Origin of the sequence: Glaciecola sp. HTCC2999, assembly GCF_000155775.1 — a bacterium.
Classification (GTDB): Bacteria; Pseudomonadota; Gammaproteobacteria; order Enterobacterales; family Alteromonadaceae; genus Opacimonas.
On the sequence record NZ_DS989811.1, the window covers coordinates 411,363 to 430,323 of the forward strand.

The 18,961-nt window shown below is 40.4% G+C and carries 16 protein-coding genes and 1 tRNA gene; 11 read left to right on the forward strand and 6 right to left on the reverse strand.

The genetic code is table 11. The annotated features are described in order from the left end of the window. The first annotated feature begins 89 nt into the window (after window positions 1-89). Both G2999_RS05795 and G2999_RS05800 read left to right on the forward strand, forming a co-directional pair. Window positions 90-1,163: a murein hydrolase activator EnvC gene (locus G2999_RS05795; protein WP_034955400.1), complete on the forward strand. Its 1,074-nt coding sequence runs from the start codon at window positions 90-92 to the stop codon at window positions 1,161-1,163. Between the two features lie 203 nt (window positions 1,164-1,366). Next, the gene (locus G2999_RS05800; RefSeq protein ID WP_010179678.1) at window positions 1,367-1,795 is read left to right on the forward strand and encodes a MerC domain-containing protein; all 429 of its coding nucleotides are present in this window, start codon (window positions 1,367-1,369) and stop codon (window positions 1,793-1,795) included. A 12-nt stretch (window positions 1,796-1,807) separates the two neighbouring features. Here G2999_RS05800 and G2999_RS05805 read toward each other — a convergent pair whose 3' ends face one another. The 4 genes from G2999_RS05805 to rsgA all read right to left on the reverse strand — a co-directional run bounded on the left by G2999_RS05805 (window position 1,808) and on the right by rsgA (window position 5,386). Further along, window positions 1,808-2,515 carry a glycerophosphodiester phosphodiesterase gene (locus tag G2999_RS05805; protein ID WP_029257411.1) on the reverse strand — a complete coding sequence of 236 codons (708 nt, stop codon included), beginning with the start codon at window positions 2,513-2,515 and terminating at the stop codon, window positions 1,808-1,810. 21 nt (window positions 2,516-2,536) lie between these two features. After that, window positions 2,537-3,400, reverse strand: coding sequence for a DMT family transporter (locus G2999_RS05810; protein ID WP_010179682.1), 864 nt, complete (start codon window positions 3,398-3,400; stop codon window positions 2,537-2,539). Window positions 3,401-3,412: 12 nt separating this feature from the next. Next, complete coding sequence (asd, locus tag G2999_RS05815) at window positions 3,413-4,279, reverse strand: archaetidylserine decarboxylase (RefSeq protein ID WP_010179684.1); 867 nt, start codon at window positions 4,277-4,279, stop codon at window positions 3,413-3,415. Window positions 4,280-4,363: 84 nt separating this feature from the next. Further along, complete coding sequence (gene rsgA, locus G2999_RS05820) at window positions 4,364-5,386, reverse strand: small ribosomal subunit biogenesis GTPase RsgA (protein ID WP_010179686.1); 1,023 nt, start codon at window positions 5,384-5,386, stop codon at window positions 4,364-4,366. A gap of 96 nt (window positions 5,387-5,482) precedes the next feature. On the opposite strand from rsgA, the gene orn reads away from it, so the two are divergent. The 8 genes from orn to G2999_RS05860 all read left to right on the forward strand — a co-directional run bounded on the left by orn (window position 5,483) and on the right by G2999_RS05860 (window position 14,013). Continuing rightward, window positions 5,483-6,058, forward strand: a complete 576-nt coding sequence (orn, locus tag G2999_RS05825; RefSeq protein WP_010179688.1) for an oligoribonuclease — start codon at window positions 5,483-5,485, stop codon at window positions 6,056-6,058. A 54-nt stretch (window positions 6,059-6,112) separates the two neighbouring features. Beyond that, a tRNA-Gly gene (locus G2999_RS05830) sits at window positions 6,113-6,188 on the forward strand. A 157-nt stretch (window positions 6,189-6,345) separates the two neighbouring features. Then, on the forward strand, window positions 6,346-8,790 hold the full coding sequence (locus tag G2999_RS05835) for a TonB-dependent receptor (RefSeq protein WP_010179690.1): 2,445 nt from the start codon (window positions 6,346-6,348) through the stop codon (window positions 8,788-8,790). A 112-nt stretch (window positions 8,791-8,902) separates the two neighbouring features. Further along, complete coding sequence (locus G2999_RS05840; protein ID WP_010179692.1) at window positions 8,903-10,501, forward strand: sulfotransferase; 1,599 nt, start codon at window positions 8,903-8,905, stop codon at window positions 10,499-10,501. A gap of 92 nt (window positions 10,502-10,593) precedes the next feature. After that, window positions 10,594-11,082, forward strand: coding sequence for a DUF4442 domain-containing protein (locus tag G2999_RS05845; protein WP_010179694.1), 489 nt, complete (start codon window positions 10,594-10,596; stop codon window positions 11,080-11,082). 243 nt (window positions 11,083-11,325) lie between these two features. After that, window positions 11,326-13,044, forward strand: a complete 1,719-nt coding sequence (locus tag G2999_RS05850; RefSeq protein WP_010179696.1) for an acetolactate synthase 3 large subunit — start codon at window positions 11,326-11,328, stop codon at window positions 13,042-13,044. Next, window positions 13,044-13,541 carry an acetolactate synthase small subunit gene (gene ilvN, locus G2999_RS05855; RefSeq protein WP_010179698.1) on the forward strand — a complete coding sequence of 166 codons (498 nt, stop codon included), beginning with the start codon at window positions 13,044-13,046 and terminating at the stop codon, window positions 13,539-13,541. The genes G2999_RS05850 and ilvN overlap by 1 nt, the downstream gene beginning before the upstream one ends. A 262-nt stretch (window positions 13,542-13,803) precedes the next feature. Next, complete coding sequence (locus tag G2999_RS05860) at window positions 13,804-14,013, forward strand: cold-shock protein (protein WP_010179700.1); 210 nt, start codon at window positions 13,804-13,806, stop codon at window positions 14,011-14,013. Window positions 14,014-14,117: 104 nt separating this feature from the next. Here the strand turns inward: G2999_RS05860 and fre are convergent, their stop codons facing one another. Further along, complete coding sequence (gene fre, locus G2999_RS05865; protein ID WP_010179702.1) at window positions 14,118-14,822, reverse strand: NAD(P)H-flavin reductase; 705 nt, start codon at window positions 14,820-14,822, stop codon at window positions 14,118-14,120. A 5-nt stretch (window positions 14,823-14,827) separates the two neighbouring features. After that, a complete protein-coding gene (gene ubiD, locus G2999_RS11985; protein ID WP_034955489.1) occupies window positions 14,828-16,339 on the reverse strand; it encodes a 4-hydroxy-3-polyprenylbenzoate decarboxylase in 1,512 nt (503 codons plus the stop codon). Window positions 16,340-16,560: 221 nt separating this feature from the next. Here ubiD and rnr point away from each other — a divergent pair, with 221 nt between their 5' ends. Beyond that, window positions 16,561-18,942 (forward strand): ribonuclease R, encoded by a 2,382-nt coding sequence (rnr, locus tag G2999_RS05875; RefSeq protein ID WP_010179705.1) that lies wholly within the window; start codon window positions 16,561-16,563, stop codon window positions 18,940-18,942. Window positions 18,943-18,961: the final 19 nt, after the last annotated feature.

The window sequence follows — 18,961 nt, forward strand, 5'->3', positions numbered from 1 at the left end:
CCGCTGTATTTAATCTGGTAGTTTATTTGCAATCATCATGGATTCGCTCAGTGATAAGAGTCAACACTGTATGTCTCGTATGTTTGTTAATGAGTGTGACCGTCGTTGCGCAAACTGCTGATTTGAAAGCGGTACAGTCTAAAATTAAGCAAACTAAGGCGGAGCTCCAGAACAAAGAGCTCCGTCGAAGTGAGATTTTTTCTGCACTTAAAAAACAAGAAGAAGCCATAGCAATTACCGCGAAAGCATTGAATCAAACGCAACTAGCACTCAACCAAAATAAAGTAGAACGGGACGATTTAACCAATAGAAAAACTATCTTAGAAGAAAAAATTAAAAAGCAGCAAGCAATTATGGCAAAGCATATCAAAGGTTCATATGTTGCTGGAAACTACGACTATGCCAAGATGCTGTTTAATCAACAGGATGCCGCTAAATTTGAGCGTGTGTTGACGTATTACCAATTCTTATATAAACAGCGCAAACAATCTATAGATCAATTTCGTAATTACATAAGTGAATTAAGCCAATTAGAGCAGGCATTAGAGGCTAAAAAAATTGAACTATCAGCATTACTGACACAACAACAAAAACAGCAATTAGCACTGAACACTCAACGTAGTAAGCGAGAGCTTTCCATTAAAGAGTTAGAAGCGGATATTCAATCAGATACTGCAAAAATAAAGCAATTAGAGGCTGATGAGCAACGTATTGCTCAGGCAATTGAACAAGCTAAAACAGATAATGCCGCACAGGCAACATTTGCAGGATTATTACCATTTAAAGGGGCATTGTTGCGCCCAGCACAAGGTCGCTTGCGTCGTTTATTCGGTCGCATACGTCAAGGCGAAGTGCGTTGGAAGGGGATCTTGATCCAAGGCGAAGTGGGCTCAGAAATTAGAGCGATTCAATCTGGTCGAGTGTTATTCTCAGAATGGTTACGTGGCTTTGGGTTGGTGATGATTATCGATCACGGAAAGGGTTATATGTCGGTGTATGGATATAATCAAGCACTTCTTAAACAGCCTGGTGAAACCGTTAGTCGCGGTGAGCCCATTGCTTTGATGGGGCAATCAGGTGGACAATCACGCCCTTATTTGTATTTCGAAATTCGCAGGAAAGGGATCCCGGTTAATCCCACCGTATGGTTATCAAAACGCTAAATATTATCCACGGTAGCTTTCGTTATGGTTAAAACATAGCCTTTATAGAACAGAAAAATGTATCTGAAACGACATATCACTCATTTAACTTAAGTACTATCTAAGTCGTGACGCAACAATGCTGCGTAAGAATAAAATATAGATCAGTAAATACTTTATGTTATACTATAACATCGAACGATTTATGAATGTGATAGAAGACCGTGGCAAAATCGAACAATACATCTAATACAACTGACAATGTGCAATTTGATCGAGCAGGTATCTGGATATCTGGCTTGTGTGCTGTGCATTGTTTAGCCTTACCCGTATTACTGCCTATGGTACCTTTAATTGCCAGTTCATTTTTTGCCGAAGCTTGGTTCGAAAAAACGATATTGTCGATTTCCATTTTAATTGGATTTATCGGTTTATTTATTGGATTTTACAAATACCACCGCCAATTATATCCTCTCTACTCTTTAACTATGGGCGGCTTAATTTATTGGAATAAAGATATTTTTGGGCATCATTTTGAGCCGCTAACTATAGCTATAGGGGCGATACTTATTATTGCTGCACACTTTATTAATTTAAGGTTGTGTCGAGAATGCAATGATTGCGCAAATAAGAGTTGCAATACACCAGCCTAAGTCATCATCTTGTTACTTAAACTGATTTAACATTCTGTCTGTTTGGTTCGTAAATATCGCATCGACCTGCCATTGAGCAAATATTTTGGCTTCTTCCAGATCATCTACTGTATAGACCCAAACACGTTTACCGTTTGCATGCGCATCGTCTACAAGTGCCTTGCTCACTATATCACTTGCTACTGCCACAATATCAAAGTTACCAGACACCGCGTATTGAGCTAAGTCTTTTGGTAAATGGCCAATCAAACCTCCAAACTGACAATCTGGCAGTGCGTGTTGGCAAGCATCTAATAAATAATGATCAAAAGAAGAGATAACGGTATTGGCATCGATAAGACCGGTTGCCCATAATTCTTGTAAATACATGATCAATTCAGGGAGATTATCTGTGGATTTAAGTTCAATATTGACCAAGCATTGATTGTTAATGAGTGTTAATACTTCATGTAGTGTTAGGATCTGATATTCAGTCAGATGCTTGGGCAGAAGTTTATGAATTGGGATATTTACATGATGCGTTCGTATAAGGTTTGTATCATGTAATATCAGTGCTTGACCATTGACGAAATGGACATCAAATTCAATTCCATAGACACCTTGAGCTAGTGCTATTTCAAATGCCTTTAAGCTATTTTCTAACGCAAGTGCGCTTGCCCCTCGGTGTGCGATAATCTGCATAGATAAAGGATTGTTGCTACTAGACAAGGACGATGACATACACAACCTTTTGATTTTGAATTATCGGCTCTGACGTTGAGCATGAATGGTTTCATAAACCGCTGCTGAGATGACCATCAGTCCACCCACAATAGTCTGCCAACGCGGATCTTCACCTAATAATAAAATAGCAAACACAATGCCGTAAAACGGCTGCATACAAGCGACTAATGAAAATGTTTTAGCACGTAAATGCTGTAATGCTGCTGCAACGGCTGCGTGGGGTACTGCAGTAAAAAATACACCTAATATCGCTAATAATATCCATGAGTGAGTATTTGCGGTACTGATCTCTTCAATCCCTAGAAATAAGATACAGCCGGTAATGATTAACGTTTGAAAAGCCATGGCCCGTGTACCTGAATAATGCGAGAAATATTTGCGGTGCATCAAATTACGCAAGGAATACAGAAAAGCGGAGAATACGCCGACGATGATCCCATACGTGACATCATTGTCTATTGAGCCATCGGGTACCATAATAGCAATACCGATAAACACCACCAAGGCGCTCACCACATCTTGCCAAGCTAGTTTGATCCCTTCAAAAAAAGGTTCTAATAACACAGTGATCACAGGAAAAGTAAATAAAGCTATGATCCCAACAGATACCGACGCCAGCTGCATCGCCAAAAAATAAGTCACCCAATGTGCAGCCATTAGAACACCAAGCAGGCTGCCTATCAGATAATCTCTACGGGAGTTCAAACGTACAGACTCTCCTAAAAAGCGGACCAATACACATAAAAAAACACATGCAAATAGTGAGCGCCCTAAAGTAATAGCCATCGCTGAAAGAGGAATGATTTGAGAGAATAACGCCGTCCCACCTAATAATATTACGGTGAAGTGGAGCGAATATAAACTGCGTTTAACAGGATCCATAGTAATGATAGGCTAATCGTTTGTTTTTATAGTAGCAAACGGTTGACCTAAACGCGTGACATCATCGGCTTTTAGCGTGCCGAAATCGACTTTATTAGGTTCAAAACATGCCACGATAGTTGAACCTAGTTTAAATAAGCCCATTTCTTCGCCTTTTTCTATGGTCACGCTATCTCCCGAAGCATCTGTATATTGCCAATGGGTCACATGTTTACCGGTCGGTGGTGTAACATTTCCGGCCCAAATGGTCTCGATACTCGCCACTATAGTTGCACCTACTAAGACGATGGCCATTTTTCCAATTTCGGTATCAAAAATAGCGACAACGCGCTCATTTCGAGCGAATAATCCAGGTACGTTTTGTGCCGTAAGTGGGTTGACGGAAAATAACTCGCCCGGTACGTAGATCATATCAGTGAGTTTTCCTGTCATCGGCATATGAATACGATGATAGTCGCGAGGTGATAAATAAATGGTCGCAAAATCGCCACCTTTAAAAGGGGCTGCAATCGTTGCATCCCCGCCCAGCAGGGCTGTAAGGCTATAGTGATGGCCTTTAGCTTGAAAGATGGTATCACCTTTGATGGGACCTAATTGACTGACTCTGCCATCCACAGCGTGACCGAGTTCATTAGTGTCGTCACTGAAAGGTCTCAAACCATCTTTCAGTTCGCGGGTAAAAAATGCGTTAAATGAAGGATAATATTCAGGAGCTTCATGCTTAGCTTCACTCATATCAACGTTAAATTGTTTGATAAAGGCTTTGATGATTGTAGTGGTGAACTTCCCATGCTCGCCCGCAGCTAATGCGCCGACTAATCGCGAAAGCGCATGTTTAGGTAAGATGTACTGTAACTTAACTTTGAACCAATTGACCACAACAAAAATTCCATGAATGTAAAAAATTGTTGCTATTGTACTAGAAAATAATAACGTTGTACTCTATCAAAACGGACTTAATCATCAGCTTTTTGAATAAGTTGGACGCTTATCATCCATTGAGTCTATTATTTTATGGTAGGACTCATAACGGGCTTCATCAATATCACCGTCAATAACCGCAGCGCGGATTAAGCAACCAGGATCATCGCCGTGTTTACAGTCTCTAAATTTACAACCACCTAGGTAATCTCTAAATTCAATGAAACCTCGTGTAATCTGCTCTTCTGGTAAGTGCCACAATGAAAATTCTCGGACTCCAGGTGAATCAATTACATCGCCACCTTGAGTAAAGTGCAGAAGTTTCGCCGTAGTCGTGGTGTGAGTACCTAAACCCGAGTTATCAGAAATATCACCGACTACTTCATCTGCTTCAGGTAATAATTGATTCACTAAAGAAGACTTACCAACACCCGATTGTCCTACAAAGACACTGATGTTATCGGTTAATAATTTAGCAAGCTCATCAATACCTTCGCCAGTCACACAGCTAGTCAGAAGCACTTTATAGCCGATCTCATGATAAATTGTTAATAGTTCAATGACCATTTCGCGGTCTTCTTCATTGAGCAATTCCATTTTATTCACAACAATCACAGGTTGGATTTGTACATCTTCACAAGCAACAAGATAGCGGTCAATGATATGCGGTGATAAGGTCGGGACAATGGAGCTGACGATAATAATTTGGTCAATATTAGCTGCAATCGGTTTCACGCCATCATAAAAATCAGGTCGAGTGAGTACTGTTTTTCGATCATGGACTATTTCTATGACACCTAAATCACGTGGTTCAGATGAAATGCTTGGACAAAAAACAACGCTATCACCACACACTACCGAGTTGATAGTGCGACGTATATGACACTTATGCTGAACACCTTGTTCATCCTCGACATTCGCATGTTTACCAAAACGCCCAACGACTAAGCCCGGTTGAGCAACGCCTAAATGATCATGTTCGATGGGCGCTTGTGCTAATCGTTTGCTTCGATTGGTTGAAACTTGTCTTTTTTGACGGTGGGTGAGTTTTGGTTTTTTTGCCACAGTTGCCTAGTCAATGTAAGATATTACTTAATTTGGTTCTTATGTTACCGTTAAGGTATATGGATTACCATGTATTAATTAATAACAGGATATATTATGACGGATCAACACTCCTCTCATGTTAGTGAACATTATCATGAACAAAATTTAATTTGGATCGACATGGAGATGACCGGCCTTGACCCGGAAGAGTGTGTGGTGCTCGAAATTGCAACTATCGTTACGGATGCGCAGTTGAATATCTTAGCCGAAGGACCTGTTATAGCGATCTATCAGCCGGATGATGTATTGGCCAACATGAATGAGTGGTGCATAGAAACTCATGGTAAAACGGGATTGACGCAGCGCTGTCGAGAAAGTAAATACAGTGTAGAAGAAGCACAAGCGGAGACCATTGCATTTTTACAAGCCTATGTTCCTGAGAGAACATCCCCCCTATGTGGTAATACCATAGGGCAGGATCGACGTTTCATGGTGAAATATATGCCAGAACTTGAAGCATATTGTCACTATCGTAGTATTGATGTCAGTACCATAAAAGAATTAGCTGTACGTTGGAAACCTCAGGTTTTAAAAGGTTTTCGCAAGAAAGGAGTGCATCTTGCGCTAGATGATATTCGTGAGTCAATCAGTGAATTGCAATACTATCGAGAGCATGTTTTTAAAATTTAATGCATAAAAGACTTGCAAGGTGTGTAAATGTTTGTAAAATGCGCACCCTAAATTGCGGGAATAGCTCAGCTGGTAGAGCACAACCTTGCCAAGGTTGGGGTCGCGAGTTCGAATCTCGTTTCCCGCTCCAAATACGAAAAAACGCCTAAATTAACGAGATTTAGGCGTTTTTTTTTTGCTTGAATAATATTTAGGTTGTAGAGCATTTCCAAACCAATTAAAATCAATGGATAGCAATAATACTAACCTTAATTTATCCCTCACATTACTACAACGGGAAACACATCATGACAAACTCTGTATCACAACGATTTAATACATCGTTAGTTGCTCTGGCAGTTGCTTCTACTTTAGTACCTGCTCATTATGCTATCGCACAAACAGCAGAAGCCCAAATTGAAAAAATTGAAATTACTGCGACTCGTCGTTCAGGCACAGTTCAAGACGCGCCTTTAAACATCACAGCACTTACTTCTGATACATTAGCTGAGCAAAATATTGGTCAGTTAGAAGATGTTGCACGTTGGGTACCTGGCTTGACTGTGGTTGATCAAGGTGGACGCTCAGATTCGCCGATCATCGTACGTGGTTTAAATACGAATTCTACAGGGCCTGGGGCTAACGGCGGAACCGTAGCCACGTATGTAGGGGAATTACCTCTATTTGTGAATATGCGTTTAACGGATATCGAACGTGTTGAAGTACTGATTGGTCCACAAGGTACATTATATGGCGCGGGCACATTAGGCGGCGCTATTCGTTATATTCCTAAGGCAGTTGAATTAGATTTAACTTCAGGTGAAGTGTATGGTGATGTGTTTACATTATCCGAGTCTAACGGCAATGGTGGTGAGTTTGGTTTTGTGTTTAACACGCCACTTATCAATGATGAACTGGCTATTCGTGCATCGTTAAATTACTACAACGACCCAGGTTTTATTGATTATAATTATGTGGTTCGTCAAGGTGGGGTGTCATTAGCTGACCCTGATTGGACTGATGCTCAAGCCGTTTCAGATAATTTACGTCAAGTAAAAGATGCAAATGGCGAAGATACTATCACTGGTCGTATTGCTGTTCGTTGGGCGCCGTCAGATACATTTGATGCGACGTTAGCATATTTTTATCAAAGCCAAGATATCGAAGGTCGTTCCATTTCACATTATAACGCGCTGCCAGCTAGTAATGCACTGAGCGGTCAGCCAGGTCCGTTTGATTCTGCCTACCGTTATGAAGAACCGCGTGAAAAAATTGATCAGCTATTATCATTAGAAGTGACAGCGGATTTAGGCTTCGCTGAACTAACAGCGGCAGCAGGTTTGTCATCATTCGAAGCAGATGGTCAACGCGATCAAACGGATTTGTTAATCCGTTTAAACTACAGTTATGAAGATTTCCCAGCATTTTCAGCCTTTACCCGAGAGCAAGATGGCGCAGATGTGACCACGGGAGAGATCCGTTTAGTGTCTACCAGTGATTCTGATTTTAGTTGGATTGCCGGTGCGTTTTATAATAAAAGTGAGACAGATGGTATTTCTGAAGAATTTACTCCAGGTTACGATGTATTCTTAGGAGGCTCACGTCCAGATGCACTTGAGTACTTATCGGTAGGAGATGCTACCGTTACTGAGTCAGCAATCTTTGGTGAACTGACTTACCAAATCAACCCTAAATGGGATGTGACCTTTGGTTTACGTAGTTATCAGTATGATGTGGAATCAACATCTGCGATTGATTTGCCATTGTTCTACACTGTTTTTGATGGCCGTGGAGCAGATTCTATAGTCTTAGATTTCGAGACTGAATCAGCAGATGACTCTGGAACGTTATCTAAATTTAATACTTCATATAAAATTAGTGATGATGTCATGGCATACTTCACTGTTTCTGAAGGTTTCCGTATTGGTGGTGCTAACGGCGTAGCTGCATGCCCTGCTGACATTGCTACTATTACGAACCAAATCGTATGTGCATTGCCAAATGAACAGGTGTTTGTGGCGGATACGACCACTAACTATGAGTTAGGGGTGAAATCCTCGTATTTCCGTAATCGTTTATATGTGAATGCTTCAATATTTGATATTGATTGGGAAGATGCACAAGTTGCTGGCGCGACGGTAAATGGTGCTCAGCCAATTACTGCCAACGCACAAGGTGCAGGCTCTAAAGGGGTAGAACTCTCTGTACGTGGTATTATTACTGATGAATTAACTGCCTATGCGACTTACTCAGGTGTCGAGGCGACCTTGACGGAAGATGCCCCGTTCTTATTCGGTGTGATAGATGAGCAGGGCACGGCCATTCAGGACTTTTATGATGGTAAAGCGGGTGACCGTTTATCGGGTGCCCCAGAACAGCAATTGTCTATGGGCTTTAAATACTCAACGGAAATCCTAAACGGTAAAGGATTAGACATTGTTTACGGTCTTACAGCACAAAGTGATGTGGTGACTAAAGTTGGTGGTCGTGCTGATGGTGAATTGATTCCTGGCTTTGCATTAAGCAATGTGAGTGCGACAGTGACTGAAAATAATTGGGCGGTTACCCTTTATATCGATAACTTATTCGATAAATATGCTTATACTTCAGTGCGTCGAGATCGCGCAGATCTTGGCTTAAACCAAGTTCCTTCACAAGCATTAAACCGTGTTGATTTACTTCGAAATTACGGTCGTTTCGTTGTGCAGCCACGTAAAGTAGGTGTGAAGTTTAGCTATACATTTGATATGTAATATTCCTAGATAGCTAACTAACCGGTGTCGATGAGGTTTCTTATCACACCGGTTTTTTAATGCCTAAAAACACGGTAAACTTCACTTATTCAAGCCAATATAGTTTGCTAACATGACCGCTCATTCTTTACATCAGTCGATACTCACATTTTTTTCTCAGGGCAAATGGGTGGATGCGCATCCTTTAGTTGTTCAGTTAATACAAATAACGGTATCTAAACATGATAAAGAGAGTGTGCATTTCCATGCCGAAGGGTATTTTCTTTTAGGAATATTGAACGCCGAATTAGGCCAGTTCAATAAGGCAACCCAGTGTATTATTCAAGCTAACAAGATCTATGCTAAAGATGAGTACCATGCTTATCTAGCCAAATGTTGGGCGTTATTAGGTGATACCAACGCTGCGATGCGGTCGGTCGATAGCATTGCATTATCACGTTTGAATGAACCTAATGCACTGGATACTGTGGGGGTAGCACTCAGTCGTATTGGCTTTCATGATGCCGCATTACCGTTTTTCGAAAAAGCGATAGAACTTAAATCCTCGATTTTTCAATACTTTTATAATTATGGGATGTCATTAAAATTCGCGGGTAAATTCAGCCAAGCTAAGGCAGCCTATGAGCGTGCACTAGAACTGAACCCAAAACATGCTCCTACACATTTTGCATTATCAGATTTAGGTCAAATTAATGATTCAGAGCATCATATAAAAAGATTAACGACTTTACTCGATGATGAAAGTGTTGGGGTAGATGATAGAATGCATTATGCACATGCATTAGCGCTTGAATTACAGGCGTTAGGACGCCACCCTGAAGCATTTAATGTATTGGTGCAAGCCAAAGCAAAAAAAGCCATTTCGATCGAGTATGACATTGCCCGTGATCAGGCGTTATTTGCAAGCATAAAAAAAACGTTTTGCGAGCAAGTCACCCATAATATTCAAGCATCAACATGCACATCGAACCGACCTATCTTTATTGTGGGGATGCCTCGTTCTGGCACGACTCTCGTTGAGAGGATTTTATCGCATCATTCACAGGTGGGTAGTGGTGGTGAACTACAAGATTTTGGCATCGCGGTAAAGCAACTAACTAAAACTTCAGGTCAAACTGTTCTTGATATACCGACATTGACGGCGTCTGCATCTTTGGATATGACACAATTAGGCCAATTATACTTAGATAAAACTCAACGAATAGCACCCGATAACCAACGATTCATTGATAAATTACCGTTTAATTTTTTCTATATACCGTTAATTCAACGTGCTTTACCTAATGCAAAGATCATTGTCATGCTTCGTGATCCTATGGATACCTGTATTGGTAATTTTAGACAGCTTTTCTCATTGAATTCACCTTATTATCATTATGCATTTAATTTGGATACAGTGGGGGAGTTCTATGCTCAGTTTCGCCAGCATATTGATCACTGTTTTAGTATTAACCCTGATAATATCCGTCTCCAACAATATGAAACGTTAGCTCAATTTCCAGAGACTGAAGTCCAATCATTATTAGCATTTTGTGAATTGGATTATGAAGCGCAATGTGTGGATGTACAGAATAATACATTGCCAGTGTCTACTGCCAGTAAGATGCAAGTCAGACAACCTATTAATACCAGTTCTATTGGCCGTTGGAAAAAATTTGGTGAAGCAACACAGCCACTTCAGGACATATTACATCGTTATGGACTTATGTAGCGTTATAGTTACCCATCAGCAGGGATGTTTTGTAGCATTTTTAAAAGCACACTATTATAACCAATATAAAAAATTATCTAAGGTAACTATTTATGTCTAAAGTTAATCCGTTACGCAATATGGTATTAAAAGTACAATCCTACCCTCTATGGCTACAAAGGTTTGTATTGACGCGAATTTTTCGATATACCGTGAAGCTTAGTGGCACTGTTGGACAAGATATTTTAGGTACCGATCTTGATTCAGTTACGTTTCGTCAAAAAAACAGGAAAAAGGTACAAAATCATATTGGTGGTATCCACGCAGCAGGCATGGCACTATTAGGAGAGTCTGCAACAGGGTTTATTGTCGGCGTTAATTTACCCGGTGATAAATTACCTTTACTGAAATCTATGCATGTAGATTACACGAAACGTGCTTCAGGTGAACTCATCGCAGTGGCAAGTTTAACACAAGAACAAATGACATTGATGCAAACTGCTGAAAAAGGCGAAGTCAACGTGAAAGTTATGGTGACTGATGAAACAGGTAATGCCCCTATTGAGTGTAAATATGTGTGGGCGTGGATCCCTAAAAAATAAGGGTAGACCATCGTCTAAATGAAAGTGTAATACAGGCTAGTAAAATATAGATAGGGTTGATTGTTACACATATGTTAATAAAAATTCTAATTTCTGCGTTTTAATCCCTATTAAGATGATAATTATCCTAACTTTTTATATATTTAGGATATAAATTTCACTATTTGTGTTTTTCGGGTTTTAACTTCCTAATTCGTAAAGTACACTAACAATAATTAATACAAATAAGCTTGGAGATAGACAGTGAAAATGATGTCTGGCGCTGCAATGGTAGTGCAAACCCTAAATGATCTTGGGGTCAAACATGTTTTTGGTTATCCTGGTGGAGCCGTTCTTGATATTTATGATGCGCTTTTTGCACAAGATCAAGTCGAGCATGTACTTGTCAGACATGAACAAGCAGCAGCTCATATGGCTGACGGTTATGCTCGTTCAACTGGTATAACGGGTACTGTACTGGTGACATCTGGTCCTGGTGCTACCAACACCTTAACCGGTATTGCGACTGCCTATATGGATTCTATTCCTATGGTCGTATTATCTGGTCAAGTTCCTTCTCAGCATATTGGTGAAGATGCTTTCCAAGAAACAGATATGGTCGGTTGTTCTCGTCCAGTGGTAAAACACAGTTTCTTAGTGAAACGTGCTGTGGATATTCCTAAAGCAATTGCCCAAGCATATTACATTGCTAATACTGGCCGTCCAGGGCCGGTGGTTGTTGATTTACCAAAAGACATTGTGAATGTAGCAGAAACACATCCATATGAATTTCCTGCAGATGTGACGATGCGTTCTTATAATCCGGTATTGAAAGGACATAATAAGCAGATCCGTAAAGCTGTCGCTTCGATGACTAAAGCAAAACGTCCAGTACTATATGTTGGTGGTGGTGCTATTACCGCTGAAGCGCAAGGTAAAGTCACTGAATTAGCAGAATTATTAGGTTGTCCAGTGACCTGTACATTAATGGGCTTAGGCGCTTTTTCTGGAGTACATGAGCAATTTGTAGGTATGCTGGGTATGCATGGTACGGTAGAAGCGAATAAAACGATGCATAATGCAGATTGTATTGTCGCCTTAGGTGCGCGTTTTGATGACCGAGTGACTAACAATGTCGAAAAGTTCTGTCCGCATGCTGATATTATTCATGTAGATATTGATCCTGCTTCTATATCTAAAACTGTTAATGCACATATACCTGTCGTTGGCAGTATAGATGTTGTCGTTGGACAAATATTAGAAGAGTTAGCGCATGAAGCATTAGACGCTCAAACAGAAAAGCTCAGTGAATGGTGGACACAAATAACACAATGGCGCACACAAAATTGTTTGGATTATGATCAGTCTTCACAAGTTATTAAACCACAGAAGGTTATAGAGGCGCTATATCAGCATACCAATGGTGATGCATTTGTCAGCTCTGATGTTGGACAACACCAAATGTTTGCTGCGCTATATTATCCTTTTGCAAAACCGCGTCGCTGGATCAACTCAGGTGGTCTAGGTACGATGGGGTTCGGTTTACCAGCAGCGATGGGAGTTCAATTCGCACACCCTGAATCGACGTCCGTTGTAGTAACCGGTGATGGTAGTATTCAAATGAATATCCAAGAACTATCGACGTGTTTGCAATACAACTTACCAATCAAAGTTATTCTTTTAAATAACCGAGCTTTAGGTATGGTTCGTCAGTGGCAAGATATGATTTATAAAGGGCGTCATTCTAATTCGTACGTAGAAGCTATGCCTGATTTTGTTAAATTAGTGGAAGCTTATGGCCATGTAGGGATCAAAGTCGATCATCTAGATGAGTTAGACGATGCGATGGCGCGTTGTTTTGCTGAGAAAGAAAAATTAGTATTCATGGATATTGCGGTTGACCAAGACGAACACGTATATCCAATGCAAATCAAATATGGTGCGATGGATGATATGCGCCTAAGTAAGACGGAGCGTACCTAATGAAACGTATTATTTCTGTACTAATGGAAAACGCACCTGGTGCATTATCGAGGATCGTAGGTGTGTTTTCACAACGTGGCTATAATGTTGATTCTTTATGTGTGGCTGAGACTGATGATCCCAGTTTATCGCGTTTAACGATTGCAACTCAAGGCGACAACAAAGTCATTGAGCAAATCATTAAGCAAATGAATAAGTTAATCGATGTCCTCAAAGTAACTGAGCTAACTGAAGCTGCCCATGTTGAACGTGAATTGGTTTTAGTGAAGGTCGTGGCTAATTCTGAGGCATCTAGAAGCGAGATAATTCGTAATGTCGACATATTCAGAGCCAAAATATTAGATGTAAGTGCGGTGAATTATACTATCGAATTAACCGGTGCATCAGAAAAGCTAGATGCGTTTATCACAACGTTAGGTAATAGTTCTACGATTGTAGAGTCAGCTAGGACTGGGGTTTGTGGTTTAGCGCGTGGTGAAAGAGCACTGACACCTTAATAAGATAAAAGTCGATATTGATGGATTTGAAAAAACATTTATAAATATAAATCGAAATTAAAACTTTGATAAATATTTAGCAAGTGTTATTATACGCATGTTCTCAGTTAGGCATGATTATTTGTTCTAGCCTTATTGGTCTTAAAAGAATTTAGTTTCTGAAGTAATAATATAAGACAAACGCCTATAAGCACCCTAATTGATAACAAGGATACGCAAAAAAGGCGTTTTAATTTATATATAAAGATTTAAGGTTATACTGATGTCTCAAGTTACAGGTTCTGTTAAGTGGTTCAATGCCGATAAAGGTTATGGTTTTATTACTCAAGACAATGGCGGTAAAGATGTATTCGTACATTTCCGTGCAATCCAGTCTGAAGGTTACAAAACTCTTCCAGAAGGTCAAAAAGTTTCTTTCGAAATTGAAGAAGGTCAAAAAGGTCTTCAAGCAGCTAACGTAAATGCTATCTAATTCAATTTGATGAATTTTAAAAACCGCGTACTCTACGCGGTTTTTTTTCGCCTAAAATAAATAAGGCTGTTGGGATTCAGCCTTACTTGCGACCGTGATGTTGATTAATCTAGAAATGCATATGCATCACCAAACAAGGCATTTTTGTTTAATCCAATGGCGAAGTAGTCATCACGCGCAACCTTCGCCATAGGAAATGGCCCGGCTATGTAAACTTGTTGCTCGGCTAAGCTATCCCCAAAATCATCTAAAACCGCTTTATGTACCAAGCCTGTTTTACCCTGCCAATGCTCATTTGTGCCTTCTAATACCGGATGGAAAGTTATGTTGTCGTGTTCTTCAGCAAGTGCAGATAACACTGATAGTTCATAAATTTGTTCGAGTTTTTTAGCACCCCAGTAAACAGATATTGGCTGGGTTAATTTTTGTTGGATACACTCTACTAGTATTGATTTGACATAAGAATAACCAGTACCACCTGCTATGAGTACTATGCCACGTTTAGGTTCAGGCTGAAGATAAGCATTACCATGTCCAATCTGAGCCTGTATAACATGCTGTTCGCGCATTTGCACAAGCACATCCCATGCATAACTATTTTCAGGTACAGCACCAATATGCAATTCAATTTGATTGGTAGCCGATGGCGCACTAGCAATAGAGAAGGGTCTTAAGTCGCCTTCTCCCATTTGTATTAAGCAATATTGCCCAGCTAGATAATCGAGAGTTTCGTTGCTTGATAATAAAATCTTATATACATTAGTTGCGACGGTAGTAATGGAGTCAACATGTAGTTGATGTGTTTGCATGGTAATTAAGTCTTTTTAGTTGATGATGACGGACGACGGTTCGGGATTAATGCGTCGATACCTAAGGATTCCCATAAGTCGTCGATTTTGGCACTAACATCAGGATCCATGACAATAGGTTCACCCCATTCACGATCGGTTTCACCTGGCATTTTGTTAGTTGCATCCATACCCATTTTAGAGCCTAAGCCTGATACAGGTGAAGCAAAATCTAAATAGTCTATAGGTGTATGATCGATTAATGTCGTATCTCTAGTTGGATCCATTCGGGTTGTTATGGCCCAAATAACATCTTCCCAATTACGAGCATCAATATCATCGTCACACACAATGACAAATTTAGTATACATAAACTGACGTAAAAATGACCAAACACCTAACATGACACGTTTTGCGTGACCTGGGTATTGTTTTTTCATCGTCACAATTGCCATTCGATAAGAACAGCCTTCAGGAGGTAAATAAAAATCTGTTATCTCTGGAAATTGCTTTTGCAAAATGGGAACAAACACTTCATTTAATGCAACACCGAGTATAGCTGGTTCATCCGGTGGACGGCCGGTATAGGTAGAGTGATAAATAGGATTAGTCCGATGGGTAATATGGGTCACAGTAAACACAGGAAAGTCATCAACTTCATTATAGTAACCGGTGTGATCGCCATACGGTCCTTCTGGCGCAGTCTCGCCTGGCATGATATATCCTTCCAGTACAATCTCAGCATTAGCTGGTACTTGTAAATCATTACTAATGGAAGGCGTGACTTCGGTTTTACTGCCTCTGAGTAATCCTGCAAATGCATATTCAGATAAGGTATCAGGCACGGGTGTTACTGCACCGAGGATAGTGGCAGGATCCGCTCCCAAAGCAACCGAAACTGGATAGGGCTTATCTGGGAATTGTTGACACCACTCTCTAAAATCAAGTGCACCGCCACGATGGGATAACCAGCGCATGATCACTTTATTTTTAGCGATGACTTGTTGACGGTAAATACCCAAGTTTTGACGTTTTTTATGTGGACCACGAGTGACGGTTAGTCCCCATGTGATTAATGGTGCAGCATCCCCAGGCCAACAACGTTGTACAGGGATCTTACTCAAGTCAACGTCATCTCCGCTAATAACATGCTCTTGGCAAGGCGCTTTTCTGATGACTTTAGCCGGCATATTTAATACTTGTTTAAATACCGGTAACTTACTCCATAAATCTTTTAGCCCTTTGGGAGGATCGGGTTCCTTTAGGTAGGCTAACAATTTACCAACATCACGTAATGCTTCGACAGAATTTTGACCCATACCCATAGCGACGCGTTCAGGTGTACCAAATAAATTTGCTAATACTGGCATATCATGGCCAATTGCATTTTCAAATAACAAGGCTGGACCACCAGCACGAAGGGTGCGGTCAGCGATTTCAGTCATTTCTAAATCAGTTGATATTGGCTGAGATATACGGAGTAATTTACCTTGAGTTTCTAATTGGGCAATAAAATCACGTAGGTCTTTGTATTGCATATTAATTTGCCATTCTGAAAACATGTGTCAATTATACCAAAGCTAACGCATGATTGATCATTATTATTTTCAATGTAGATATAAACTGATTATAAAGCATGAGCATTTAGATTGACCGATAAAATGATATGAATAAAAATCATGTCATAATTTGTCATTAGCGCATTGCAGCTAAAGCCTATATACTGTCTATATGAACATTATAAAGATTAAAAAACTCTATGAGTGATGACCCGCATTATAAACGGGAACAAGCCAAGTATGAAAATCCCGTCGCTAGTCGTGAACACTTGCTAACCTTATTTAAAAATCAACAAAAGCCACTTTCATTCATGGAAGTTTGTGCATTAACAGATGCTAAGTCCGATGATCAAAAGATTGGGATCCAGCGTCGCTTACGCGCAATGGAACGTGAAGGACAATTGACTTTTACCACGCAAAAAAAATATGACCTCCAACCCCAAGATGAGGTGATCCAAGGTCGTGTTATTGGTCATCGTGACGGGTTTGGTTTCCTACATATCAGCCGAGACCATAAAGATTTATACATTTCCGCTGGTCAGATGAAACAAGCCGTTCACGGCGATATTGTTCAAGCGGTGACGAAAGGTGTAGATCGTAAAGGACGTGAAGAAGCACGTATCACCAAAGTCATTACCCCTCGAACAGAAGCAATTGTTGGACGTTTTTTTGTCGAGCATGGTGTAGCGGTCGTTATACCTGATGACAGTCGTATCAACCATGAAATCTACATTGGACCTCAAGACACTAAAGGTGCTCGTCAAGGTCATGTTGTGGTCGTGGAATTTATAAAGCGTCCATCTCGACAGTCCAGTGCAACAGGTAAAATAGTAGAAGTGCTAGGTGAGCATATGGCGCCAGGCATGGAAATCGAAATGGCATTACGTACTTTCGATATCCCGCATGAATGGCCCAAGGCTGTGCTAAAACAAGTGGCCAATATCGGTGAAGAAGTTCCTGAAGAAGCTAAAACTGAGCGCAAAGATTTACGTCAGTTACCTTTAGTCACTATTGATGGTGAGGATGCGCGAGATTTTGACGATGCGGTGTATTGTCATCCAATTATAAAGGATGGCGAAAAGGTTGGTTATACACTGTATGTGGCTATCGCTGATGTATCTTATTACGTGCGTCCGGGAACTGCGCTCGATGTTGAAGCGGTTGAGCGTGGTAATTCAGTATACTTCCCAGACCAAGTCGTCCCAATGTTACCCGAAGTGCTATCTAATGGCTTATGCTCATTAAATCCTGAAGTAGATCGTCTGTGTATGGTCTGTGAGATGACTATCAATAACATGGGAGAATGTTCTGAGTTTGAATTCTACGAAGCTGTGATGCGTTCTCAAGCACGTTTAACCTACACTAAGGTCGCTAAAATTTTGGAAAATGATCCAGAATTAACGGAACGTTATCAAACTCACGTTCCAGATCTGATTAATTTGCACCAATTATTTCATGCACTTAAATATGCACGAGATGGCCGTGGGGCGATTGAATTTGAAACGAAAGAAAATAAGTTTGTCTTTAATGCACAGCGAAAGATTGAAAACGTTGTACCAGTAGAGCGTAATGACGCCCATAAATTGATTGAAGAATGTATGATCATGGCGAATGTATGCGCAGCAAAATGTATTTTGACGCAAGACGCCCAAGGCCTCTTTAGAGTGCATGATAAACCAGATGAAGACCGGTTGTTAACCTTCACTTCTTATCTAGCTGAAGTAGGTATAACGCATCAACTCAAAGGCGATACCTCTGTCCATGCGTTTACTCAAGTCGTCAATAAAATCCGCAACCGCCCTGATAGCGAATTGCTGCAAACGATGCTACTACGCAGTATGAAACAGGCTGTATATGACCCAGTCAATATAGGGCATTTTGGATTAGCATTAGAAGCTTATGCACATTTTACCTCACCCATACGTCGTTATCCCGATTTGGTTGTTCATCGTGCATTAAAAGCCATTATCGATAGCAAAGCTCAGCGTAAATCTAAAACTGGCGGCAAATCATATTCAGTTGAAGAAGTTGAGCAACTTGGTGAACAGTGTTCCATGACAGAACGTCGTGCAGATGATGCAACACGTGATGTCGCTGATTGGTTAAAATGCGAATTTATGCAAGATCATGTAGGCGATAGCTTTCCTGCTGTTGTTGCTTCCGTGACTAACTTTGGTTTATTTGTTCGCATTGGTGAATTTGGTATTGATGGTCTGGTTCATGTTACTTCACTCGGGAATGACTATTATGTCTTTGATGATGTAAAACAAATGCTCATTGGCGAGAATAGCGGTCGCGTATTTAGATTAGGTGACAGCTTAGAAGTAAAAGTTGCTGCTGTGAATTTAGATGATCGGAAGATTGACTTAGTGCTTGATGGTGTCGATCATGAGATCCGCGCAAAAAAGAAAAAATCAAATAAAGGATCTGCAGATACTAAAAAGGCGAAGAGTGGCAGTACTAAAAAAAGCGAGCGCACCTTATCTTTACGTAAAACCGGTACAGGAAAAGGTAAAAAGAAACCCGCCGCTAGCCGAGACAAGAAAAAACGCAAGTCATCCAAACATACTAAGAAAAAATAAGTAACAAGGTCTATTTAAA